Source organism: Paractinoplanes deccanensis, from assembly GCF_016862115.1.
In the GTDB taxonomy this organism is placed as follows: Bacteria; Actinomycetota; Actinomycetes; order Mycobacteriales; family Micromonosporaceae; genus Actinoplanes; species Actinoplanes deccanensis.
The window spans coordinates 1-19,185 of record NZ_BOMI01000002.1; the positions used below are offsets into that span (position 1 = coordinate 1).

Sequence of the window (19,185 nt, forward strand, 5' to 3'; positions counted from 1 at the left end):
CGGAACGGAACGCTCCGCTCCGCCGAGATCCCTCCGCGCCACCACCGGACCGGAACGGAACACTCCGCTCCGCCGAGATCCCTCCGCGCCACCACCGGACCGGAACGGAACACTCCGCTCCGCCCAAGCCGAACCCGCCTGCGCCACCACCCCGCCGGAACGGAGCCTTCCGCGCCGGGGCGGAAACCGCCCGCACCGCCACCCAACCGGAGTGTCCGCCGCTTCCCCGATCGGGAACGGAGCGTTCCGTTCCGGTTGGGTGGGCCGCCGCGCACGGTCCCGGCGGGTCAGGGAGCCCGTTCCAGACCGCTGAAATTTTGCGGAACGGAGTATTCCGTTCCGCTCCGCGGAGGGATACAGTAAGAAGCGGAACGGAACATTCCGTTCCGCTAGACGAGGAGACCGGCATGACTGAGATCCGCCCCTTCCGCATCGACATCTCCGACGCTGACATCGCTGACCTTCGGGAGCGCCTCGCTCGGACTCGGTGGGCTCCGGAGATCCCCGGCCAGGGCTGGACCCGCGGGGTTCCGGTCGAGGCTCTGCGGCGCCTTGCCGACTACTGGGGTGGGGAGTTCGACTGGCGGGCCGCCGAGGCACGGCTCAACGAGCTTCCCCAGTTCCTGACCGAGGTGGACGGGCAGACGCTGCACTTCGCGCACGTTCGGTCGGACAACCCGGCGGCCGTTCCGCTGCTGATCACGCATGACTGGCCCGGGTCGTTCGCGCTGTACCTTCCGGTGGTCGAGGCGCTGCGGCCCAACTTCCACCTCGTGCTGATGAGCACGCCGGGTGTCGGCTTCTCCGGGCCGTTCACCGCGCCGGGCTGGAACACGCCGAAGATCGCCGGCGCGTTCCACGAGGTCATGACGCGGCTGGGCTACGAGCGGTTCGGCGTGCAGGGCAGCGGGGGTGGCGGCGCCGTCGCCGTCGAGATGGGCAGGCAGGCGCCCGAGCGGGTGATCGGCGCCCACGTGCACGGGCACATCACGTTCCCGTCCGGCGACCCGTCCGACTTCGAGGGTCTCACCGAGGCGGAGCAGGGCCGGCTGCAGAGGCTTCAGGACTTCCGCGACGACAAGATGGGCTTCAACGTCATCCAGTCGACCCGGCCGCAGACCCTGGCGTACGGGCTGCACGACTCGCCCGTCGGCCAGCTCGCCTGGATCGCCGAGAAGTTCAAGGAGTGGACCGACCCGTCCGCCGAGCTGCCCGAGGACTCCGTCGGCATCGACATGCTGCTCACCAACGTCAGCCTCTACTGGTTCACCGGCACCGCGGGCTCCTCGGCGAACCTCTACTGGGAGGCCGCCCACGACCCGGCCGCGTGGGCGCCGAAGGAGCGCTCCACGTTCCCGCTCGGCGTCGCCCTCGGCGTCACCGACATCACGATCCGCCGCTTCGCCGACCGTGACGCGCCGGTCGTCCACTGGACCGAGCTTCCCGCCGGCGGCAACTTCCTCTCCGCCGAGGAGCCCAAGCTGTTCGCCGACGACGTGCGCGCGTTCTTCCGCCAGCTCACCGCCTGACGGCGCCGCCACACCCGCAGACTGCCCGCACGATTTCGATGGCCGCCGCTGTCGCCGCACCCCACGGGGTCGCGGTCCGACAGGGCGGCCGAATCGTTTCGAGCGGCGAAACGGGAGAGAGGTGCAAGCGCGGAAGGGTGAGGAGCGCAAGCAGAGGGAAGGGCTGCGCCGCCGGCGGGCTCAGGTCAGGAAGTCGATCGCGTGGTGGAGCAGCTCCGCCGAGTCGGTGAACCAGAGGGCGTCCGTGCCCGCCGTCGTGTGCAGGCGGGCGTCGGGCAAGTGGCCGGCCAGGTAGCGGGCGTGGCCGATGTCGACGTTCAGGCAGTTGCGGCGGTGCAGCACCAGCGCCGGCGCCGTCACCGCGGGCAGGCGGTGGCGCAGGTCCGTGCCGGTGGCCGCCGCGCGGATCGCCGTTGCCACCGCGGGGCTTGCCGCTCGGCGGCCGATGCGGTTCCACCACTGGCGGAACTCCTCGTCGGCGGCGACGCTCGGGGCCGCCTGGGCCACCGAGTCGACCCCCTGCGCCGGGTCCGGTGGGGACACCGTGTCACGGATCAGGGTTTCCGTCGTGCGGCGGTCCAGGCCGTACGGATAGTCCTCGCTTCTCGTGTATCTCGGATAGCACTGGGCCAGCACCAGCGAGCGCACCCGCGAGGGGTGCCGGGCCGCGAACTCGAGCGCCACCAGGCCGGTGTCGAAGTTGGCGAACAGGTCCGCCTCGCCGGCCGCCAGCGCGTCCAGGACCCGGACGATGTCGTCCACCCACTGGTCGAGCGGCGACCGGGCCGGGTCGAGCGGGTCCGACAGCCCGATGCCGCGCCGGTCCAGGCACGTCACGGCGGCGTGCGATGCCAGGGCCGCCAGCGCCGTGCGGGCGTGCGCCCCGTCCAAAAGACCGTCGATGGTGAGCATCGCCGGGTTGAGCACCACCAGGTCGCCGCCTTGCGTGGAGAGCCGGGTGTACGCGGTCGGGCCCGCGTAGCGCACCGGCACCGCCGCCGCCGGGGCGGGAGCCGGCTGCCTCAGCACCTCCGCCTGGGCGTCGCGCAGCGCGGCCGACGGGTCGAGGCCGATCTCGACGAGCGCCGTCCGGGCCGCCGCGGCCGCCCGCAGCGCCGCCGCCTGGCGACCGGCCCGGTGCAGCGCGCGCACGTAGAGCACCCACAGGGGCTCGTCGAGCGGGTCCGCCGCCGTCAGCTGCTCCAGCTCCCCCAGCGCCGAGCCGGGGTCCTCCCCCGCCGCGAGGCAGCCGAGGTGTTCCTGCACGAGCAGCCGCCGTTCCTGCCGCCAGCCCTGCCGCAGCGCCTCCGCCGCGGCCGTCTCCGGAAGCTCCGGCTCGCCGCGCCACAGGGCACGGGCACCGGCCAGGACCGCGGCCGCGGCGTCCGGCCGTCCGTCCGCCAGCAGCAGGCGTGCGCGCGCACGGGCCGCCGCGACGAGCCCGACGTCCGTGTCCTCCGGCGCGATCGCCAGGCGGTAGCCGTCGCGGCCCACCCGCTCGACGTCCGCGGCGGACACGGCCCGCAACGCCGAGCGGATGCGCGACAGGTGGGCCCGCACCGTCTTGACCGCCGACGGCGGCGGGTCGTCCCAGAGCAGCCCGGCGAGCGCGTCGAGGGTGACCGCGGCGGGCGCGTGCATGGCCAGGATGCTCAGCAGCTCGCGCGCTTTCCGTTCCAGCTGGCCACCGCGCACGCCGGCCGTCCCGAGCACCCGCACCACGGTCTCGGGCGCTGGACCACATCCGGACCACATCTCCACAGCATCCGTCCCCGGCCGCCCGGTGCATAGCTTCGGCCGCATGACGACCTACGACATCTCCAGCAGGCGGTTCTCCGGTGCCGTGTTCCGGCCCGGCGACGCCGGCTACGACGAGCACCGTCTCGGCTGGCAGCGCGCCGTCGAGTCGAGGCCGGCCGTCATCGCCGCGGCCGCGACCTCCCACGATGTACGGACCGCCGTGCTGGCCGCCCGCGAGCATGCCCTGCCGCTCGCCGTGCAGGCCACCGGCCATGGGGCGCTCGTGCCCGCCGACGGTGCCCTGCTCCTCAGGACCACCGCGCTCACCGGCGTCGCGATCGATCCCGAGCGGCGGGTCGCCCGCGTCGGACCGGGAGCGGTGTGGGCCGATGTCAACCGGGCCGCCGCCCGCTACGGGCTTGCGGGCCTCGCCGGCCGTTGCGGCACCGTCGGCGTCACCGGCTACACGCTCGCCGGCGGCCAGTCGTGGCTGTCCCGGACGTATGGCTTCGCGGCCGACAGCGTGGTGAGCGCCGACCTGGTCACCGCCGACGGCGTCGCGCTCACCGCCTCGGCCGAGCAGCATCCCGATCTTTTCTGGGCGCTGCGCGGCGGTGGTGGCAACTTCGGCATCGTCACGTCGCTGGAGTTCCGCCTCTATCCGGTGGCGCGCGTCTACTCCGGAATGTCCTTCTATCCGATCGAGCGGGCGTACGACACGCTCGACGTCTACCGGCAGTGGGCGCTCGGCGAACCGGCGGCCATGAACACCGCGGTCCTGCTCATCCGCGTGCCGCACCTGAACAAGCGTGTCCTGGCGATCCGGGCGTTCTACCACGGTGACGACGGCCGCCGCGTTCTTGCGCCGCTGCTCGACGCCGCGGGGCCGCCCCTGCTGGACGCCTTCGCGCTGCGTACGTTCCCGGACGCGAGCGAGGCCACGAACGGCCCCGACGCGCCCCCGATGGCGCTGCGGCAGGAGATCGAGCTCTTCCATCATCTGCCCACCGACGCGCTGGACGCGATCGTGGAGGCCGGCTCCCCCGAGTCGCCGATCGGCTTCGTCGACGTACGGCATTGGGGCGGAGCGATGGCCCACCCCGGCCCGGACGCCGGCCCCGCCGGCCACCGCGACGTCCCCTTCTCGGTGATGGCCGTGGCCCCGGCCGATGGAGGGCCGGCGAACGGGGACGCCGCCCTGGACCGCCTGTTCCGGCGGCTGCGCCCGCACGCGACCGGCGGCTCCTTCCTGAGCCTGCTGACCGACCCGGCCCGCACCCGGTCCGCGTTCACCCCCGCCAACTACGCCCGCCTGACCGCCGTCAAGCGCGCCTGGGACCCCGGCAACGTCTTCCACCTCGGCCACACCATCCCACCGGAGGCAACCCCATGACCCGCATCCTCGTGACCGGCGCGACCGGAACCGTCGGCACCCACCTGGTCCGCGAGCTCCGCTCGCGCGGCGCCGACTTCCGCACGGCGAGAGGCTCCCTGGCGTACGACCTCGACGGCATCGACCGCGTGTACGTCTGCGCCGCCGACGGCCCGCGCAAGGTCGCCCACGAGACCGCGCTGATCGAGGCGGCCGCCGAGGCCGGTGTCGAGCGGATCGTGAAGCTCTCCGCCCTGCACGCCGATCCCGCGTCGCCGCTGCCCGCGCACCGCTGGCACGGCGAGATCGAGGCCGCCCTGCGCAAGTCGCGGGTGCCCTCGGTGGTCCTGCGCCCCGCGTTCTTCATGACCAACCTGCTCATGGTCGCCGAGGGCGTCGCCCGCACCGGGCTGCTGCACGCGCCCACCGCCGGCCGCCGGGTCGCGATGATCGACGTACGCGATGTCGCCGAGGTCGCCGCGATCGCGCTTCTCGACGAGGAAAGCGCCGGGCACACGTACGACCTCACCGGCCCGAAGGCGATCACCTTCGCCGACGTGGCCACGGCGATGGCGGACGCGACCGCCCGTCCCGTCCGCTCTGTCGACCTCACCGAGGAGCAGGCCCGCCCCCGATTCGAGAGCGCGGGCCTGCCCGGCTGGCTCGCGATGCAGCTGGCCGGCGTCTTCGGCCTGATCCGCGCCGGCGCCTTCGAGCGCGTCACCGGCACGGTCGAGGCCGTCACCGGACACCCCGCCCGCGACATCGGCGAGTTCGCCCGCGAGCACGCGGCCGCGTTCACCAGGTGAGAAGGGGCCCGCCTGAACAAGCGGGCCCCCTCAGAGAAGAGCGCTCAGCGGAGAAGCTTCCAGGGACCGGACGCGGCGCCCGGCTCCTGGTTGCGCGTCCACCACTTCGCCTCGTACACGTGCTCCTTGAACGTCACCCGGTCACCGGCCACGTAGACCGTCGTCGGCGTCCAATCGGCCGGGCTGTTGTCCGGCTTCGGCGGGGCGATCTCGGACCACGGCCCGTTCGGGTCGCCCGGCTTCTGGTTGCGGGTGTACCAGCGCGCCTTGTAGGTCTTGCCGTCGAGCGTCGCGACGTCGCCGGCCTGGAAGATCCGCGACGCGGTCCAGATCGCGACCCCGTCCTCGGTCATCGCCAGCTCCTGCCACGCTCCCGTCGGGTTGCCCGGCGCCGCGCCCTTCGCGTAGTACGACGCGACGAACACCTTGCCTTGGTACGTGACGCGGTTGCCGGCCTGGTAGGCCGTCGACGCGCTCCACGCCGCCGGCAGCCGGACCACCTGGGTGGCGCTCACCGTGGCCGGCTCGTACGTGTCGCTGCCCGAGTAGGTCACCGTCAGCTCGTGGCTGCCGCCCGCGAGGCCCACCGGCAGCCCGATCACCGCGGTGCCGTCGGCCAGCGCCGCGGAGCCCCGGACCTTCGAGCCCTCGCTGACCGTCACCGTGCCCGTCGCGCCGGCGACCTTGACCGTCACCGAGGCGGCGGTCCCCCAGTCGACCGGCGTGGTGGTCACGCTCACCGCCGGCTTCGCCTTGGCGGTACGGAAGACAGCCGGCTGCGCGATCGACACGCCACCGTCCTCGCTGCGCGCCGACACCACCCAGGCGTACGAGGTGACCGGCTTGAGCCCGGCCCACGTGACCGACACCGTGCCCGCCTCGGCGAGCGCCGACGTGCCGATCACGCCGCTCGGCACGTAGGCGGCCAGCGAGTCCGTGCTGAACGACGTCTTCCGGCTGGTCAGGTCGACCGGCAGGGTGAGGTTGTCCTCGGCGCCGTTGTAGCGGGGCTTGGTCTGGCTGCCGTCCTGGCGGATGTCGTACTCGGTCGCCCCGAAGTTGTCGAGGAACGGCGAGTACGTGTCGATGTGCAGCTCGGCGCGCTTGACGTCGAACTGGAGCAGGCGCAGGAAGCTCGCGCCGAACTGGAGCCGGTCGGTGGCCTTGTGGTCCACCTTGCCGTCGCCGTCGACGTCGATGTCGCCGTTCGCGTCGACCTTGTCGGGCCACAGCTCGGAGCTCGCGACCGTGTAGAACTGGTAGTCCGCCAGCAGCTCGACCACGTCGTGGGTCTTGGTCACGCCGATGTTCGACTTCAGGTTGGTGCCGACGCCGTGCTCGTGCCCGGCGAGCACCAGGAAGACGTTCGGGTTGTTCTCCACGACCTGCTTGTAGAGGGCCGACCCGTCCGGGTCGGAGAACGCCGCCCCGCGGCCGTCGGCGTTGGCCGACGGCTTCAGGTAGTCGTGCGACAGCAGGATGCCGTTGCGATCCTTGTACTTCTTGAAGATCATGTCGGCCCACTGCGCCTCGTCGCGCGTGACCCCGTACGACAGACCGACAGCCACGAAGTCGAGCCCGCCCGCGCTGAACAGCACGTAGTTGTTCTGGTTGTCGCGGCCAGGGGTGGTCCCGCTCTCGTCCCAGGAGTGATATTCGGCGCCCGCCGGCCACGACCGGGCGGCCTTGTAGTAGCGGTCGGCGCTGAACGTCTTGCTGAACCGCGAATCGGGCCCGGTCTCGGCGCCGAGCTGGTTGTCGTGGTTGCCGGCGATGACCTGGTTGACCACGCCGTTGTCGTCGAGCACCTTCTGGTTGCCCGAGGAGACCGCGAACTCCTTGTCGACCTGCTCGTTCAGGCCGGGCCGCAGGAGCGAGCCGTCGGGACGGCGAGCCAGCGGGTCGTAGTAGTCGTTCTCGATCACGTCACCGGTGTGCGCGGTGTACGCGATCTTCCGCTGCGCGGCGTTGTCGGCGATCCACTGCGTCTCGGCCCGGTACGCCTTCTGCCAGATCGCCTGCTCCTCGGCGGTCTCGACGTCCGACGGCTCGGCGACGCCGTCCCAGTCGTTGTACGTGCCGCCGGCCGCGCCCTCGGTGATGTACTGCGTGTCGGTGAAGTGCGCGAGCGAGAAGTCGTACGTGGCCGGGTCCTCGAACCGGTCCTTGTCGTTCTGCGCCGTCGCGTCGCGCGGCGACAGGTCGTCGGCGAACGGGTCCTCGCCGGTGACCAGCACGTGCGCCGTGCCACCGGTGCGGTAGCCCGCGGCCAGCGGCGCGGTCAGCACGGTGCTCTTCCCGGCCTGTCCGCGCGAGCTGGTGAGCACGACCCACTTGCCGGCGGCCGCGTCCCACACCCGCAGGGCGGCGACCCGGGCCGGGTCGATGGTGCCCTCCCAGCGCAGCGTCGGCTCCTGCGCCGGGGTGCCCACGGCCAGGTCGTAGCGCTGGAACACCACGTCCCGCCCGGACGGCGTGTCGATCGTCCTCCCGTCCAGCGGCCGCAGCGAGGTCACGTCGACCGTCGCGTCGTGCGCCACGTCCAGCGTGGTCGGCACGGCGCCGGCGACGCCCTGGTAGCCACCGGTCGGCAGCACCACGTCGGCCGCGGTGAAGGTGGCCGTGGCCGGGCCGTCGAGCTTCGCCGAGAGCACCGCCTTGTCACCGGTCACCGCGGCGTCCAGGGCGGACGGTACTGCCGGGATGTACGCGCTGGTGAAGTGGATCTCGCGGGTGGCGGTGTTGCCCAGCACGTCGGCCGCCGTCACCGCGATGGTGTGCGCGCCGGCGGGCAGGCCGTGCCCGATCTCGTCGCCCTCCTTGACGGCCTTGCCGTCCAGCGTGATCACCGGCGTGCCGGCGACGCCCGAGGCGTCCTTGACGTCCACGGTGAGCGCCACGGTCGAGGTGATCCGCTGGCCCTCGGCCGGCACGCTGTTGGCGACCTCGGGGGCGGTGTTGTCGACGGTGACCCGGCGGGACGAGGTCTTGTCGCCGGCCACGGCGGTGATCGTGTGCTTGCCGTCGGCCAGCGTGGCGGTGTCGACGTCGGCCCGCTTGCCGAGCGCCGGCAGCGCGGTGCCGTCCGCCGCCGTCACGGAGAACATGATCGTGGCGTCGAGCGTGGCGTTGTGGCTGCTGCCGCAGGAGCCGTCGCCGACGTAGACGGTGACCGGCGAGCCGGCCGGGTAGGTGGCCGAGCCGACCGTCACGTTGGTGCCGGCGGTCTCGCGGGTGACCTGGGTGGCCTTGCCGCCGGCCGGGGTCAGCGCGAAGTCCCGCAGGGTGAAGTCGTCGTAGTTGTCGCAGCCGCCCTTGGCGCTGCCGTGGTCGCTGCCGGCGACGAACTCGACGCTGTTCACGCCCGGCACGAGCCACTCGTTCGGGAACGTGAGGTCGGCGACCTCCTTCTCCCAGATGCCGAGGTCGAGCGGGATGCCGTTGATCAGCACGCGGTTGTCGTAGCCGCCGTCGGAGCCGTTGCCGCCGACGAACACCTTCAGGTGCGCGTCGCCGCCGCTGCCGAGCGTGCCGACGGTCCGCGTGGTGGGCGCGCCGGCGATGTCGAAGTGCAGCTCGAGGTCCTTGTTGGCCGCGCACGTGCCGTCGCCCAGCGCGATCGACTCGGCGGTGGTGGCCGCCTTGGTCCCGCCGGTGACGACGTACGTGGTGCCGGCCGTGACGGTGCCCTCGGTGCCCAGCACGAGCGAGGCCGAGCTGCGGGTCACCTTGAAGTCGTCGTGGTTGGCGCAGGTCGCGCCGTTCAGGGTGCCGTTGTACGTGCCGGTGCGCAGCTCGACGACGTTGTCGCCGGTGTGCAGGAAGCGGGCCGGGAACGGCAGGCTGACCGTCTCGGCGCCGCCCACGCCCCAGTCCCCGCCGAGGTCGACGCGGTTGCCGTTGACCAGCACGTGGTTGTGGTACTTCGCCTCGGCCGAGTTACCGGCCTCGATCGTGAAGCCAAGGGTCGCCGAGCCGCCCGCGAGGGTCTCGTCGTCCTCGGCGGCCTTGCCGTCGATGGCGAGCTGCGAGACCGGCTCGCCGCTGCCGGTCGCCGGTGCGGCGATGACGCGCTGCTCACCGCGGACGAGCACGCCGTCCGCCGGGGTGATCTTCGCGGCGCCGGCCGGGTCGTTGTTGACCTCGACCGTGACGCTCGCGGTCGCGCCCGAGGCGGTGGCCGCCGCGATGGTGTGCGTGCCGTTGCTCAGCTTCGTGGTGTCCAGGTCGGCGCCGAGCCCGGCGGTGCTGCCCGGCTCGCCCGAGATCACGAAGGTCAGCGGCTGGGTGAGCAGCTTCTTCGAGGTGCCGCAGGTGCCGTCGCCGAAGCTGTAGCTGAACGCGTTCTGCTCGCTGTCGGCGACCACGCCGAGCAGGCCGAGGCCGATGCTGCTGATCGCGAAGTCGTCGTAGTTGGGGCAGCGCATGCCCTCGCCGTACGGCAGCGTCTCGACCCCGGTGGCCGTGGTGCTGGTCGTGTCGACCCAGTTGGCGCCGGCGTTCACGGTGACCGTGTTGACGCCGGTGTGCAGCCACTCGCCGGGAATGTCCACCGTGCCGCGCGCACCGCCGGCGAGGTCCGGCAGGTAGAGCCGGTCGGCCTCGGCGGTGTGGTCGTTGACGACCAGGTAGTTGTGGTAGCGGGCCTCGGTGCCGTTGCCGCCCATGTCGAAGCTCAGGTGGGCGGTCCCGGCGGTCTTGCCGGCGTCGAGCGCCGTGCCGTCGACCGTGAGCGCGACAACGGCGTCACCCTCGGTGGTCGGGTCGGCGGTGATGCGGGTGGTGCCGTCGATCGTCCGGCCGTTGCTCAGGTTGAGCGCCGGTGGAGTGCCGGGCTGCACCGTCTCGGCGCCGGCCGAGCCGGGCGCGTAGACGGCAGCGGCGACGGCGACCGCAAGCACAGGCCAAAGGGCCCTGCGGTTCATGGAGGGTGTCTCCTTATGTGGGGTGGGCCTTACCTGGGGTGGATGGGTCCTCGGCGGCGCCGCACGGCCAGCAGCACGATCACGACGAGCAGCGCCCCGAGGGCGACACCGCCGATCTGCACCGCCGCGCTGCGCCCGAGACTTGGTCGGCCCGCCGCGACGTCGCCGAGGACCCAGTCGTGCGTGGCCTCGCCGTCGCGGTAGACCGCGCGCTGGTTGCCGGGGCCGGTGGCCAGGGTCTGGTACGCCGGGTGCAGGTCGGTCAGCGTCCGCACGCCGACGGTCGCCTTGCCGACCGGGCCGGGGCAGGCATAGTCGACGGTCACGCCGGCGCGGGCCAGGTCGCTCGGTGGCTGCACCGTCCCCGCGCAGGGCTCATCGCCGTCCGCCACAGTGATCCGATCGAGCAGGTACGCCGACAGCTGGCTCGACGGCCCGAGCGCTGTCGCGTCCGCGTCCTCGTAGAACACGGCCCCGTCGAGGTACACGCGGTCCTCGGGCAGCACGCCGAGCGACACCCCGAGCAGGGTCAGGTCGTCGAGCCCGCCGGCCTTCCAGCGGATCCGCACGACGTCCGCCCGGGCCGGGTCGAGGGCGACGGTGATGGTCTGCGGATCGCCGAACGGGTGGGCCGCCGCCGGGCTCACCGGCACGAACAGGAGCGCTCCCACAACGGCGACCAGGGCGAGGAGGCGTTGCACGTACGAGACTCTGTGCGTTGCCTGAGAAGTTCTGCCCTAGCTCAATTGATCAACAGGAGACGGTCAAGCGAACACTGGAGATCCTTCGATGGACAGAAAGAACGCCGGCGCCCCTCCCCCCGAGGGACGCCGGCGTATCGGCCGGCACGGCGTTTGCCGCCACCGCGCGGCCACGGAGCTCGCCCGCCAGCGAGCTTTCCAAGGGTGCCTCGGGCGCGAGGCTACCCAGGTCGCGCGGCGTTTCGAAGATCGATTGCATCGATTCCGGCTCGTGCAACCCCGCCGATTGAATTGATCTGGTCACGGCCGGTAAGTTCGATCGAGTGCCGGCAGCCACCCCTCGCGAGCGGATCGGCTGGCTGCTCCGGGTCAACCGCCGCCTCGCCCCCGACCCGCGGTGGCGCACCGGCAAGGTCTTCGCGGCCGCCTTCCGCCCCGCGGGTGACCGCCCGCTCGCCGAGTCCCAGATCACCCGGTGGGAGAGCGGTGCCACCAACGCCCCGCGCGCCGCGATCCGCCGCTACGAGGAGTTGCTCGGCCTGGCGCCGCACGCGCTGACCACCCTCAAGGACGCCCTCGACCGGGCGAACGGCTGCGCGGCCGCCCCGGCCGGCGAGGGCGACCCGCGGCGGCTGCACGGCCTGCTCGAGGTGGCGACCGGATCGGGCCCGATCACCGGCCCCGAGTGGGACGAGCTGACCGAGCTGGTGCGCGCCCGGCCCGGGCTGATCCTGCACCCGCCGCGGCTCTGGCAGGAGCTCTCCCAGCGGCTGCTCACCGAGCTCGCGGTGGCCGAGGACAGCGCGTGGCTGCAACGCCAGGAGGCGATGAGCCGGCTGCTCGGTCATCCCGACGCGGGCGCCCATGCCGTCGACGCCTGCATCCGGCTGGCCCAGGACACCGGCAACCCGGTGGTGGTCGAGCCGCTGTCGCTGCTGGACACCACCGCCCACCCGGACGCCAACCGGCACATCCGCCGGACCATCGCGGCGGCCGGCGACGACCGGGCGCTCTACGGCGCGCTGCTCGGCGCGGTCCGCAAGATCCGGGCGCGGCACTTCACCCGTGACGAGCTCGGCGACATCGGCCGGTCGGTGGCCGGGCTGCTCGGCGACCCCGGCCTGGCCGGCCCCCTGCGCCCGCTCGCCGTCCAGGTCAGCCGCGCGCTGGCCGGCGAGGTGCCGCGGCTCGAGCAGCGGGCGACCCGGCCCGAGGCGCGGCTGATCGCGGCCCGCGTCTGCTCCCAGTGGCCCGTCGACCAGCCGGCCGAGCTGACCCTGGGCGAGCTGGTCGGCGAGTGCCTGCACAGCGACAACCCGGACGAGCGGCTGCTCTCCGCGATGTTCGTCGCCGCGACCCCGCTGCGCGAGCCGGTCGCCGCGGCGATCCTCGATCGGGTCGTCGCCGACCTGCGCGGCCGCCGCGACACCGGCCTCGACGCCGCGCTGCGCAGTCTGACCACGCTCGGCTCCGCGGTGCACCGGCCGCTGATCGCCCAGATCCTCACCGAGCGCGAGTTCGGCGACCGCGCCCGCTACGCGGCGGCGTGGGCCACCCCGCACTGCGCCGGCGCGTTCCCCGAGCCGGCGTGGAGCCGCATCCTGGCGGTCCAGCTGGCCGCGTGGCAGCGCGCCCCCGACGGCCTGGGCCGCGAGATCCTGCACGGCGTCACGTACGGCATCGGCACCGACAACCACCGGGGGCTGCTCCACCGCGTACGGGAGGACGCCCGCATGCCCCCGGAGGCCCGCACCACCGCGTCATGGCTGCTGACCACCCCGGCCCTGATCTCAGCCGGCGGCTAGCTCCTTGCTGTCCCGCAGGGCGTCGGCCACCGCCTCGCGGACCCGGGCGTCCTCGCGCTGCTTGCGCCGCGTGCGGCCGCGGCGGGTGAGGACGACGGCCGCGACCACGACGGCGGCGACGAGCGCGATCAGGGCGAGCAGGGTCCACGGCCAGGCCCAGCCGCGCGCGCTCGCGGAGACCTTGTCGAGGGAGCTGGTGGAGCCGGACGCGTCGGTCATCTGCGGGACCAGCGTGACGGTCGCGTCCAGCAGGAGCGCGGGGACGACGCCCTCGATCGGGACGGAGACCTTCCACGTCTCGCCCGGCAGCAGCTCCGGCGGGTTGGCGATCTCGGTGGTCTCGGCCTTGAACAGGCCGAACGGACCGGTGATCCGCACGCCCTGCTGGGCCGTCTCGACCGCGTTGCCGACGTTGTGGATCGTGTAGTCGACGGTCGCGGTGCCCTTGCCGAACGGGTTGGCCGTGCCGTCGTACGAGATGTGGGTGCCCTCGATCCGGAGAGCGGGCGTCAGGTCGCCGCCCACCCGGAGCTTGATCTTGATGCCGAGCCGGCGGTCGACGTTCACCTGCGCGGACTCGTCGGCCTGGGTCAGCGAGGTGATGATGCCGCCGACGTAGTCGCCCGGCGTGGCGTTCGCCGGGATCTCGACGGTGAACGGCACCGTGACGGTCTTGCCGGGCTGCACCGTGATGTCCTTCTGGGCGGCGTGCACCCAGGCCCCGATGCCCTTGCCCTTGGCGTCCGCGCCGCGCAGGTCGAGCGTGCCGGTGTCGGTGGTGAAACCGTCGGCGGCGTAGACGCCCAGCTTCAGCGCCGTCCTGCCGCGGTTGGCGACGACGAGGCCGTCCCGGGCCTGCCCGCCCGGGTTCACGGCGTAGCTGAAGCTGGACCGGGTGGCGCCGAGGCTGTTCGACTCGGTGCGCACCGTCCAGGTGACATCGCCCTCGTCGGCCATCGCCGGCGCGGGCACCGCGCTCAGCAGGCCGATCACGGCGGCGAGCAGGGCAAGCTTCGTCTTCATCGGTAGATCCCTTAGTAGAAGGCGGGGCGGCACTCGCAGGTGCCGCCCCGCCCGGTGAAACTCGATCAGCTGCTCAGCGCGGTGATCGTGAGGGTGGTGCGGTAGGTGCCCTTCGCGGCGTCGCCCGGGACCTTCAGGTCCAGGCCGGCGCCGACCTTGGCGGTGCCGCGGGCGTGGCCCTGCTCGGCCGAGGCGAGGCCGCGCGAGACCGACAGACCGTCGCCGTTGCCGCCGAAGCCCGAGGGCACGGCCGCGCCGGCCTTGGCGCCGGCGCCGTTGGCGATGACGCCCGGGGTCCAGCCGAGGTTGGCGCCCGAGAACGTCTTGTCGGCGTCCTTGAAGTCGCCCACGCTGGCCGCGATCGACCACGGCGAGAGCGTGCGACGGGTGTCGGAGACGACGATCGGGTTGATCTGGCCACTGGCGGCGAAGTAGTCGCCGGTGGCGTTCTCCTTGGCGGTGCCGAGGTCGACCAGGCCGTTGTAGCCGTCGATCGTCCAGCCGAACTCGCCGGGCGCCGCGTTGGGCACGGCGACCTGGATCTGCTGGCCGTCACCGTTGTACGGGTGCACGGTGACCTTGTCCACGATGGAGCCGACCGGCTGGCCGCTCTCCGTGTTGGTGCAGGACAGGCCCTTCTCCACCGCCGCGTTCGGCGCCGCGCAGGTGCCGCTGCGGAGGTTCTGGACGACGAGCTTGTCGCTGCGGACCTCGACCTTGACGTAGGAGCGCACGTGCTCCTGGTTCTGGACCGAGTTGTACCAGTAGTTCTCCGGCTTGAGCGGGTCCGGGCCGTTGCCCGGGCCGCTGGTGCCGCTGCTGTCCGGCTTGGTGATGTCGTAGTACTTCGAACCCGAGGCCGAGTTCGCGGTCACGTACAGCACGCCGCCGGGGCCTGCGGTGACGTCGGCGGCGCCGGGCTGCTCGTCCGGGTTCGCCTTCGCGCCGTTCTTGATGAGGTAGCTGCGGGTGTAGACGTGGTCGTGGCCCTGGAGGACCAGGTCGACGCCGAGCTTCGAGAAGGTGGTCGGGAAGTCCGTCCGGCGCACCTTGTTGTCGCTGTCCTTGGCGTGCGACGCGGCCGAGTAGATGGCGTGGTGGTAGACCAGCACCGTCCACTTCGCCTCGGCGCCGTGCTTGTTGATCACGTCGGTGACGTAGGCCAGGTGCGCCTCGTCGCCGCCGCCACCCTGCGAGGTGGCGTAGGAGTTGCTGTTCAGGTCGATGAACAGCGTGTCCTTGTAGATGTAGTAGTAGTCGCCGCCGGAGGTGTTCGAGGTCGGCTGGCCGTTGGCGTAGTAGGAGGCCGAGCGGTCCGTGTTCGGGGTGAACAGGTGCTGCTCGTACGCCTTGCCGCCGACGTCGTGGTTACCGATCGTCGCGGCCCACGGGATCGACTTCAGCTGCTCCGGGGCGAGGAACGCGTTCCACTGCGCCTCGGTGTTGGCGGTCTCGACCTGGTCGCCGCCGGACACCAGGAGCTCGGCGTTCGGGTTGGCGGCCGTCGACACGTTCACGGTGTCCACCCAGCCGGCCTGGTCCTTGGCCAGGTCGCCGGAGGCACCGATCTGCGGGTCGCCGTAGAACAGGAAGTCGTAGTCGCCCTCGAAGTCCTGCGTGCGGAAGGAGTACGCGGGCGTCCAGTTGCCCTCGGAGCCCACCCGGTACGAGTACGCGGTGTTCTCCTTCAGGCCCGTGATGGTGGCGTGGCGGTTGTAGCCGCCGCTGGTGGCGATGTTCGCCGCTCCTACCGCGGCGAACGTCGCCGCGCCGGCCGGGAACTCGCCGTTCACGATCGAGGCGGTCGGGGCGACCTGGACCTGCTGGGCGGTGTCCGCCGAGGAGTACCAGGTGACGATGCGCTGGGTCTCGTCGGCGCCCACGCCCAGGATGACGGCGCTGAGCGTGGCCGTGTCGGCCGCGCTCGCCGGGGTGGCCAGGCCGCCGCCGAGGGCGATGGCAAGGCCGAGGACCGCCGCGCCGGCGGTCGCGCCGACGCGGTGGTGCTTGCTGGATCTCATCGTTTTTCCTCAATCCAGATGAGAGGGGGTGCGAAATGCATGATCAAGCTGGTGGGCGCCGATGAACCCCTCATGAACAAGATCAAGAAAACGTCAGGCTTTTGAGCGGCGGTTGCGCAGCACCAGGACCAGCGCCAGCGCGATGACCAGCGCCGCTGCGACGCCGATCACCACGGGCACCACCGGCCAGGAGGGCGCCGTCGACAGGGCCGGGTTGGCGGCGTCGAGCGTCACGCTCCCCGAACGGCCGTCCAGGGCGTACGTGGTGAGGGTCTTGGTGGCGCGCACATAGCCCTCGCCGTCCGGGAAGAGGGCGCTGCGCACCTCGTGCCCGTCGCCGCTCGCGCAGGTCCAGTCGAGCACGACATCGGCGTACGGGACTCCCTCGCGCTCGCCGATGGTGAATCCACCCTGCCGAACCGCCTTGCACGCCGCCCCGCCGGCGGTCACGGTGTAGCGCTTCGTCACATAGCTCAGCACCGTGGCGGCGTGCGACTCCAGGGCCGCCGCCTGCGCCTTGCCGTCGCCGTCGTCGAACGCGGCGGTGCCCGCTCGGAACAGCGGGTCGTCCTTCTCCATGTCCGCCGCCGAGACGATCAGCAGGTCGTACTCGAGCCCTAGCTTGGTGCGGACGTGCCCGTCGGCGCCCGAGGTGACGTCGGCGTACACGTTCGAGGTGAAGCCGTGCGCGGACGCCGGCGAGGCACCCAGCAGGGCGGCCGCCACCACGGCGGCCACCAGGGCGATGCGTTTCATGGTTGCACCGTGCACCGTCCGGGTTAACAAGATCAAAAACGCTGGCGAACCGATGGAGACAACCTGCTCGGAGGCCCTTTTCCTCGGCTACAAAAGATCGCCACCCCCCGAGAGGACGTCCCGTCTTGCGCCGCCTGTTCCGCGCCCTGGTCGCCGCCGCCCTGCTGACCGTCGCCGGTTGCGGCACCGGCAGCGACTGGTCGCAGCCGCACCCCACCCCCACACCCGTCGGCAGCCTCGGCGCCGGCTTCACCGATCCCGCGTCGCCGCCCACCCCCGAGGGCACCGTCACCCCCTCCCCCGGCTCGTGGGACGACGTGCACCCCTCCGCGGGCTACCGCGTGGTCCTGCTGCACGCCGGCACCGACGCACCGACCAAGGCCCTGATCAAGGGGGTACGCGACTGGGCGCGCGCCGAGGACGTCGACCTGCGCGAGGTCACGGCCGACGAGCACGACCCCGTCCCCGGCATCGTGAAGGCGATGGACCAGCACCCCGACCTCGTCGTCAGCGCCGGCAACGCCCTGGTCGACGCGCTGGCCGTGGTCACCGCCAGCCACCTCGACCGGCAGTTCCTCGTGGTCGGCGCCGAACTGGCCGAACCCACCCAGAACGTGACGGCCGTCGACTGGTCCGGCGCGTCCTTCCGCGGCGAGGGCCTGGGCATGTCCTCGGCGTACGACGAGAGCTCGTTCACCGAGGCCCGCTGCGCCGCCGCCATCCGCGCCGGGGTAGCCGCCGTCCTCAACAATCTGACCGGGATCGTGGTCTGGCTCCGGTGAGCCACAGCTCCGGCACCGCCCGGATGACCAGGGCGACGGTCACCACGGTGAGCACTCCCCCGACGGCGACCGCCGCCCGGGCGCCGAGCGCGGCCCCGCCGAACCCGTGCAGCACGTTCGCCAGCTGCGGCCCGCCCATCAGCACGACCGTGAGCACACCCTGGATCCGGCCACGCAGCCCATCATCCGTGTACGCCTGCGAGATCGCATTGCGCACCGTGCTCAGCACGAAGTTGACGGCCCCGCCCGCACCCAGCGCCACCAGCGCCGTTCGCAGGTCCGGCGCCAGGCCCAGCACCACCACACAACCACCCCAGGCCATCGCGGCGGACGCCATGATCGCCCCATGCCGCCGCGCCCGGCTCAGCGGACCCGACACCACCCCCGCGAGGAGCACACCAGCCGGGTAGGCCGCGAACAGCAGGCCCAGCTCCGCCCCACCACCCGGCGCGCCGCCGAACGAGCGCTCCGCCAGCTCCGGCAGCAGCGCGTACGGAAGCGCGAACACCATCGCCGCCAGGTCCACGGCAAGCACGGCGACCAGCATCCGATGCAGCCCCCCACCGCCCGGTTTCCGTGCCGCCGGGGGCATCTCCGGCAACCGCGCCACCGCCCACAGCACCACGATGAGCGCGAGCGCGTCGAACAGATAGAGCGAGCCCAGCCCGGCCACCGGGATCAGGACACCGGCGAGCAGCGGCCCCACCACGGCCCCGCTGTACCGCGTCAGCGAGCTCAGCGCGCTCGCCGCCACCAGTTGCTCGGCCGGCACGACCCGCGGCACCGCCGCCCCCATCGTCGTCATGGTCGCCCCGAAGCTGAGCCCCTGCACCGCGACCAGCACGAGCAGAAAAGCCACCGAGTCGAGCCCGGCCACGGTGTTCAGCCACAGCCCGAGATAGGCAAGCCCCAGCCCCGCGTTGCCGGCCAGCAGCAGCGTCCGCCGGTCCATCGCGTCGGCCAGGACACCGAACCCCAGCGCCGACACGACGAGCGCCCCCAACGAGACCGCCGCCGACACCCCCACCAGAGCGGACGACCCGGCAAGCGTGAACAGCTGCGCCGGCACGGCGATGAGACTGAACGACCCCCCGAACGCCGTCACCAGCGAGGCCAGCCAGAGCCGGCGGAACGCCGCAATGCGCAGAGGCCGCCCGTCAACGAAGTACGCCCTGATCGTCATGGGGCGATCGTGGGGCCTGCCCCAGGGTCAAGGTCCAGTCGCCACGAGCGAGTCACCGAGCGCCGTGCGCCAGTAGAGCACCTCACGCCCGGCACGGCGGCGCAGCACCAGGCCGGCGTCGAGCATCACCCTGAGATGGTTGCCGACCGCACCCATCGGCAGACCCGAGGGCCCCGCGGCCAGCATGGCCGTGCGGGAGACGACGTCGGCCTGCAACACCCGCCGGCGACGCGGCCAGTCCGCTTCGACGGTCACCGTCCACACCCAGCGCAGCAGCTCGAGGAGCTCCGCCCGCAGGCCGGGGCGCACCAGCGTCGCGGCGAGCCGGCCGGGCCGCAGGCCGAGGATCTCCGCACGGATGCCGTCGTCGTCCCATTCGCCGGCGAGCTGCGCCAGCTCCTCCTCGAACGACATGCCGGCACGCTCGGGCACCACGCCGAGAAAGTCGGCCATCCATCCGGGCTGATCGCCGCGGCGCGGGCGCCACGCACGGCGGACCAGGTCCCGCCGCACCGGGTGGCGGGCCAGCATCCCGGCGT

General features: G+C 72.5%; 13 protein-coding genes. 5 read left to right on the forward strand and 8 right to left on the reverse strand.

What is annotated here, in order from left to right; genetic code table 11:
- The first annotated feature begins 407 nt into the window (after positions 1 to 407).
- Positions 408 to 1,529, forward strand: coding sequence for an epoxide hydrolase family protein (locus Ade02nite_RS00140; protein ID WP_203759254.1), 1,122 nt, complete (start codon positions 408 to 410; stop codon positions 1,527 to 1,529).
- Positions 1,530 to 1,709: 180 nt separating this feature from the next.
- Here the strand turns inward: Ade02nite_RS00140 and Ade02nite_RS00145 are convergent, their stop codons facing one another.
- Positions 1,710 to 3,284: a bifunctional AfsR/SARP family transcriptional regulator/alpha/beta hydrolase gene (locus Ade02nite_RS00145; RefSeq protein ID WP_203759256.1), complete on the reverse strand. Its 1,575-nt coding sequence runs from the start codon at positions 3,282 to 3,284 to the stop codon at positions 1,710 to 1,712.
- Positions 3,285 to 3,330: 46 nt separating this feature from the next.
- Between Ade02nite_RS00145 and Ade02nite_RS00150 the strand changes: the two genes are divergently transcribed.
- Positions 3,331 to 4,662 (forward strand): FAD-binding oxidoreductase, encoded by a 1,332-nt coding sequence (locus tag Ade02nite_RS00150; protein WP_203759258.1) that lies wholly within the window; start codon positions 3,331 to 3,333, stop codon positions 4,660 to 4,662.
- On the forward strand, positions 4,659 to 5,450 hold the full coding sequence (locus Ade02nite_RS00155; RefSeq protein WP_203759260.1) for an NmrA family NAD(P)-binding protein: 792 nt from the start codon (positions 4,659 to 4,661) through the stop codon (positions 5,448 to 5,450). The genes Ade02nite_RS00150 and Ade02nite_RS00155 overlap by 4 nt, the downstream gene beginning before the upstream one ends.
- 44 nt (positions 5,451 to 5,494) lie before the next feature.
- Here the strand turns inward: Ade02nite_RS00155 and Ade02nite_RS00160 are convergent, their stop codons facing one another.
- Both Ade02nite_RS00160 and Ade02nite_RS00165 read right to left on the reverse strand, forming a co-directional pair.
- Positions 5,495 to 10,351 carry a carbohydrate-binding protein gene (locus tag Ade02nite_RS00160; protein ID WP_203759262.1) on the reverse strand — a complete coding sequence of 1,619 codons (4,857 nt, stop codon included), beginning with the start codon at positions 10,349 to 10,351 and terminating at the stop codon, positions 5,495 to 5,497.
- Positions 10,352 to 10,404: 53 nt separating this feature from the next.
- Positions 10,405 to 11,076, reverse strand: coding sequence for a hypothetical protein (locus tag Ade02nite_RS00165; protein ID WP_203759264.1), 672 nt, complete (start codon positions 11,074 to 11,076; stop codon positions 10,405 to 10,407).
- A gap of 323 nt (positions 11,077 to 11,399) precedes the next feature.
- Between Ade02nite_RS00165 and Ade02nite_RS00170 the strand changes: the two genes are divergently transcribed.
- Complete coding sequence (locus Ade02nite_RS00170; protein ID WP_203759266.1) at positions 11,400 to 12,881, forward strand: hypothetical protein; 1,482 nt, start codon at positions 11,400 to 11,402, stop codon at positions 12,879 to 12,881.
- Here the strand turns inward: Ade02nite_RS00170 and Ade02nite_RS00175 are convergent.
- From Ade02nite_RS00175 to Ade02nite_RS00185, 3 genes are all read right to left on the reverse strand, one after another.
- Positions 12,867 to 13,904: a WxL protein peptidoglycan domain-containing protein gene (locus tag Ade02nite_RS00175; protein WP_203759268.1), complete on the reverse strand. Its 1,038-nt coding sequence runs from the start codon at positions 13,902 to 13,904 to the stop codon at positions 12,867 to 12,869. The two genes, Ade02nite_RS00170 and Ade02nite_RS00175, sit on opposite strands and share 15 nt — an antisense overlap.
- 65 nt (positions 13,905 to 13,969) lie before the next feature.
- Entirely contained in the window at positions 13,970 to 15,925 is a 1,956-nt protein-coding gene (locus tag Ade02nite_RS00180) for a fibronectin type III domain-containing protein (RefSeq protein ID WP_203759270.1), read from the reverse strand.
- A gap of 93 nt (positions 15,926 to 16,018) precedes the next feature.
- A complete protein-coding gene (locus Ade02nite_RS00185; protein WP_203759271.1) occupies positions 16,019 to 16,681 on the reverse strand; it encodes a hypothetical protein in 663 nt (220 codons plus the stop codon).
- A 125-nt stretch (positions 16,682 to 16,806) separates the two neighbouring features.
- Here Ade02nite_RS00185 and Ade02nite_RS00190 point away from each other — a divergent pair, with 125 nt between their 5' ends.
- Positions 16,807 to 17,463, forward strand: a complete 657-nt coding sequence (locus Ade02nite_RS00190; protein ID WP_203759273.1) for a type 1 periplasmic-binding domain-containing protein — start codon at positions 16,807 to 16,809, stop codon at positions 17,461 to 17,463.
- Here Ade02nite_RS00190 and Ade02nite_RS00195 read toward each other — a convergent pair.
- Both Ade02nite_RS00195 and Ade02nite_RS00200 read right to left on the reverse strand, forming a co-directional pair.
- Positions 17,426 to 18,646 (reverse strand): MFS transporter, encoded by a 1,221-nt coding sequence (locus Ade02nite_RS00195; protein ID WP_203759275.1) that lies wholly within the window; start codon positions 18,644 to 18,646, stop codon positions 17,426 to 17,428. The two genes, Ade02nite_RS00190 and Ade02nite_RS00195, sit on opposite strands and share 38 nt — an antisense overlap.
- Positions 18,647 to 18,673: 27 nt before the next feature.
- On the reverse strand, positions 18,674 to 19,099 hold the full coding sequence (locus tag Ade02nite_RS00200; RefSeq protein ID WP_203759277.1) for a helix-turn-helix transcriptional regulator: 426 nt from the start codon (positions 19,097 to 19,099) through the stop codon (positions 18,674 to 18,676).
- Positions 19,100 to 19,185: the final 86 nt, after the last annotated feature.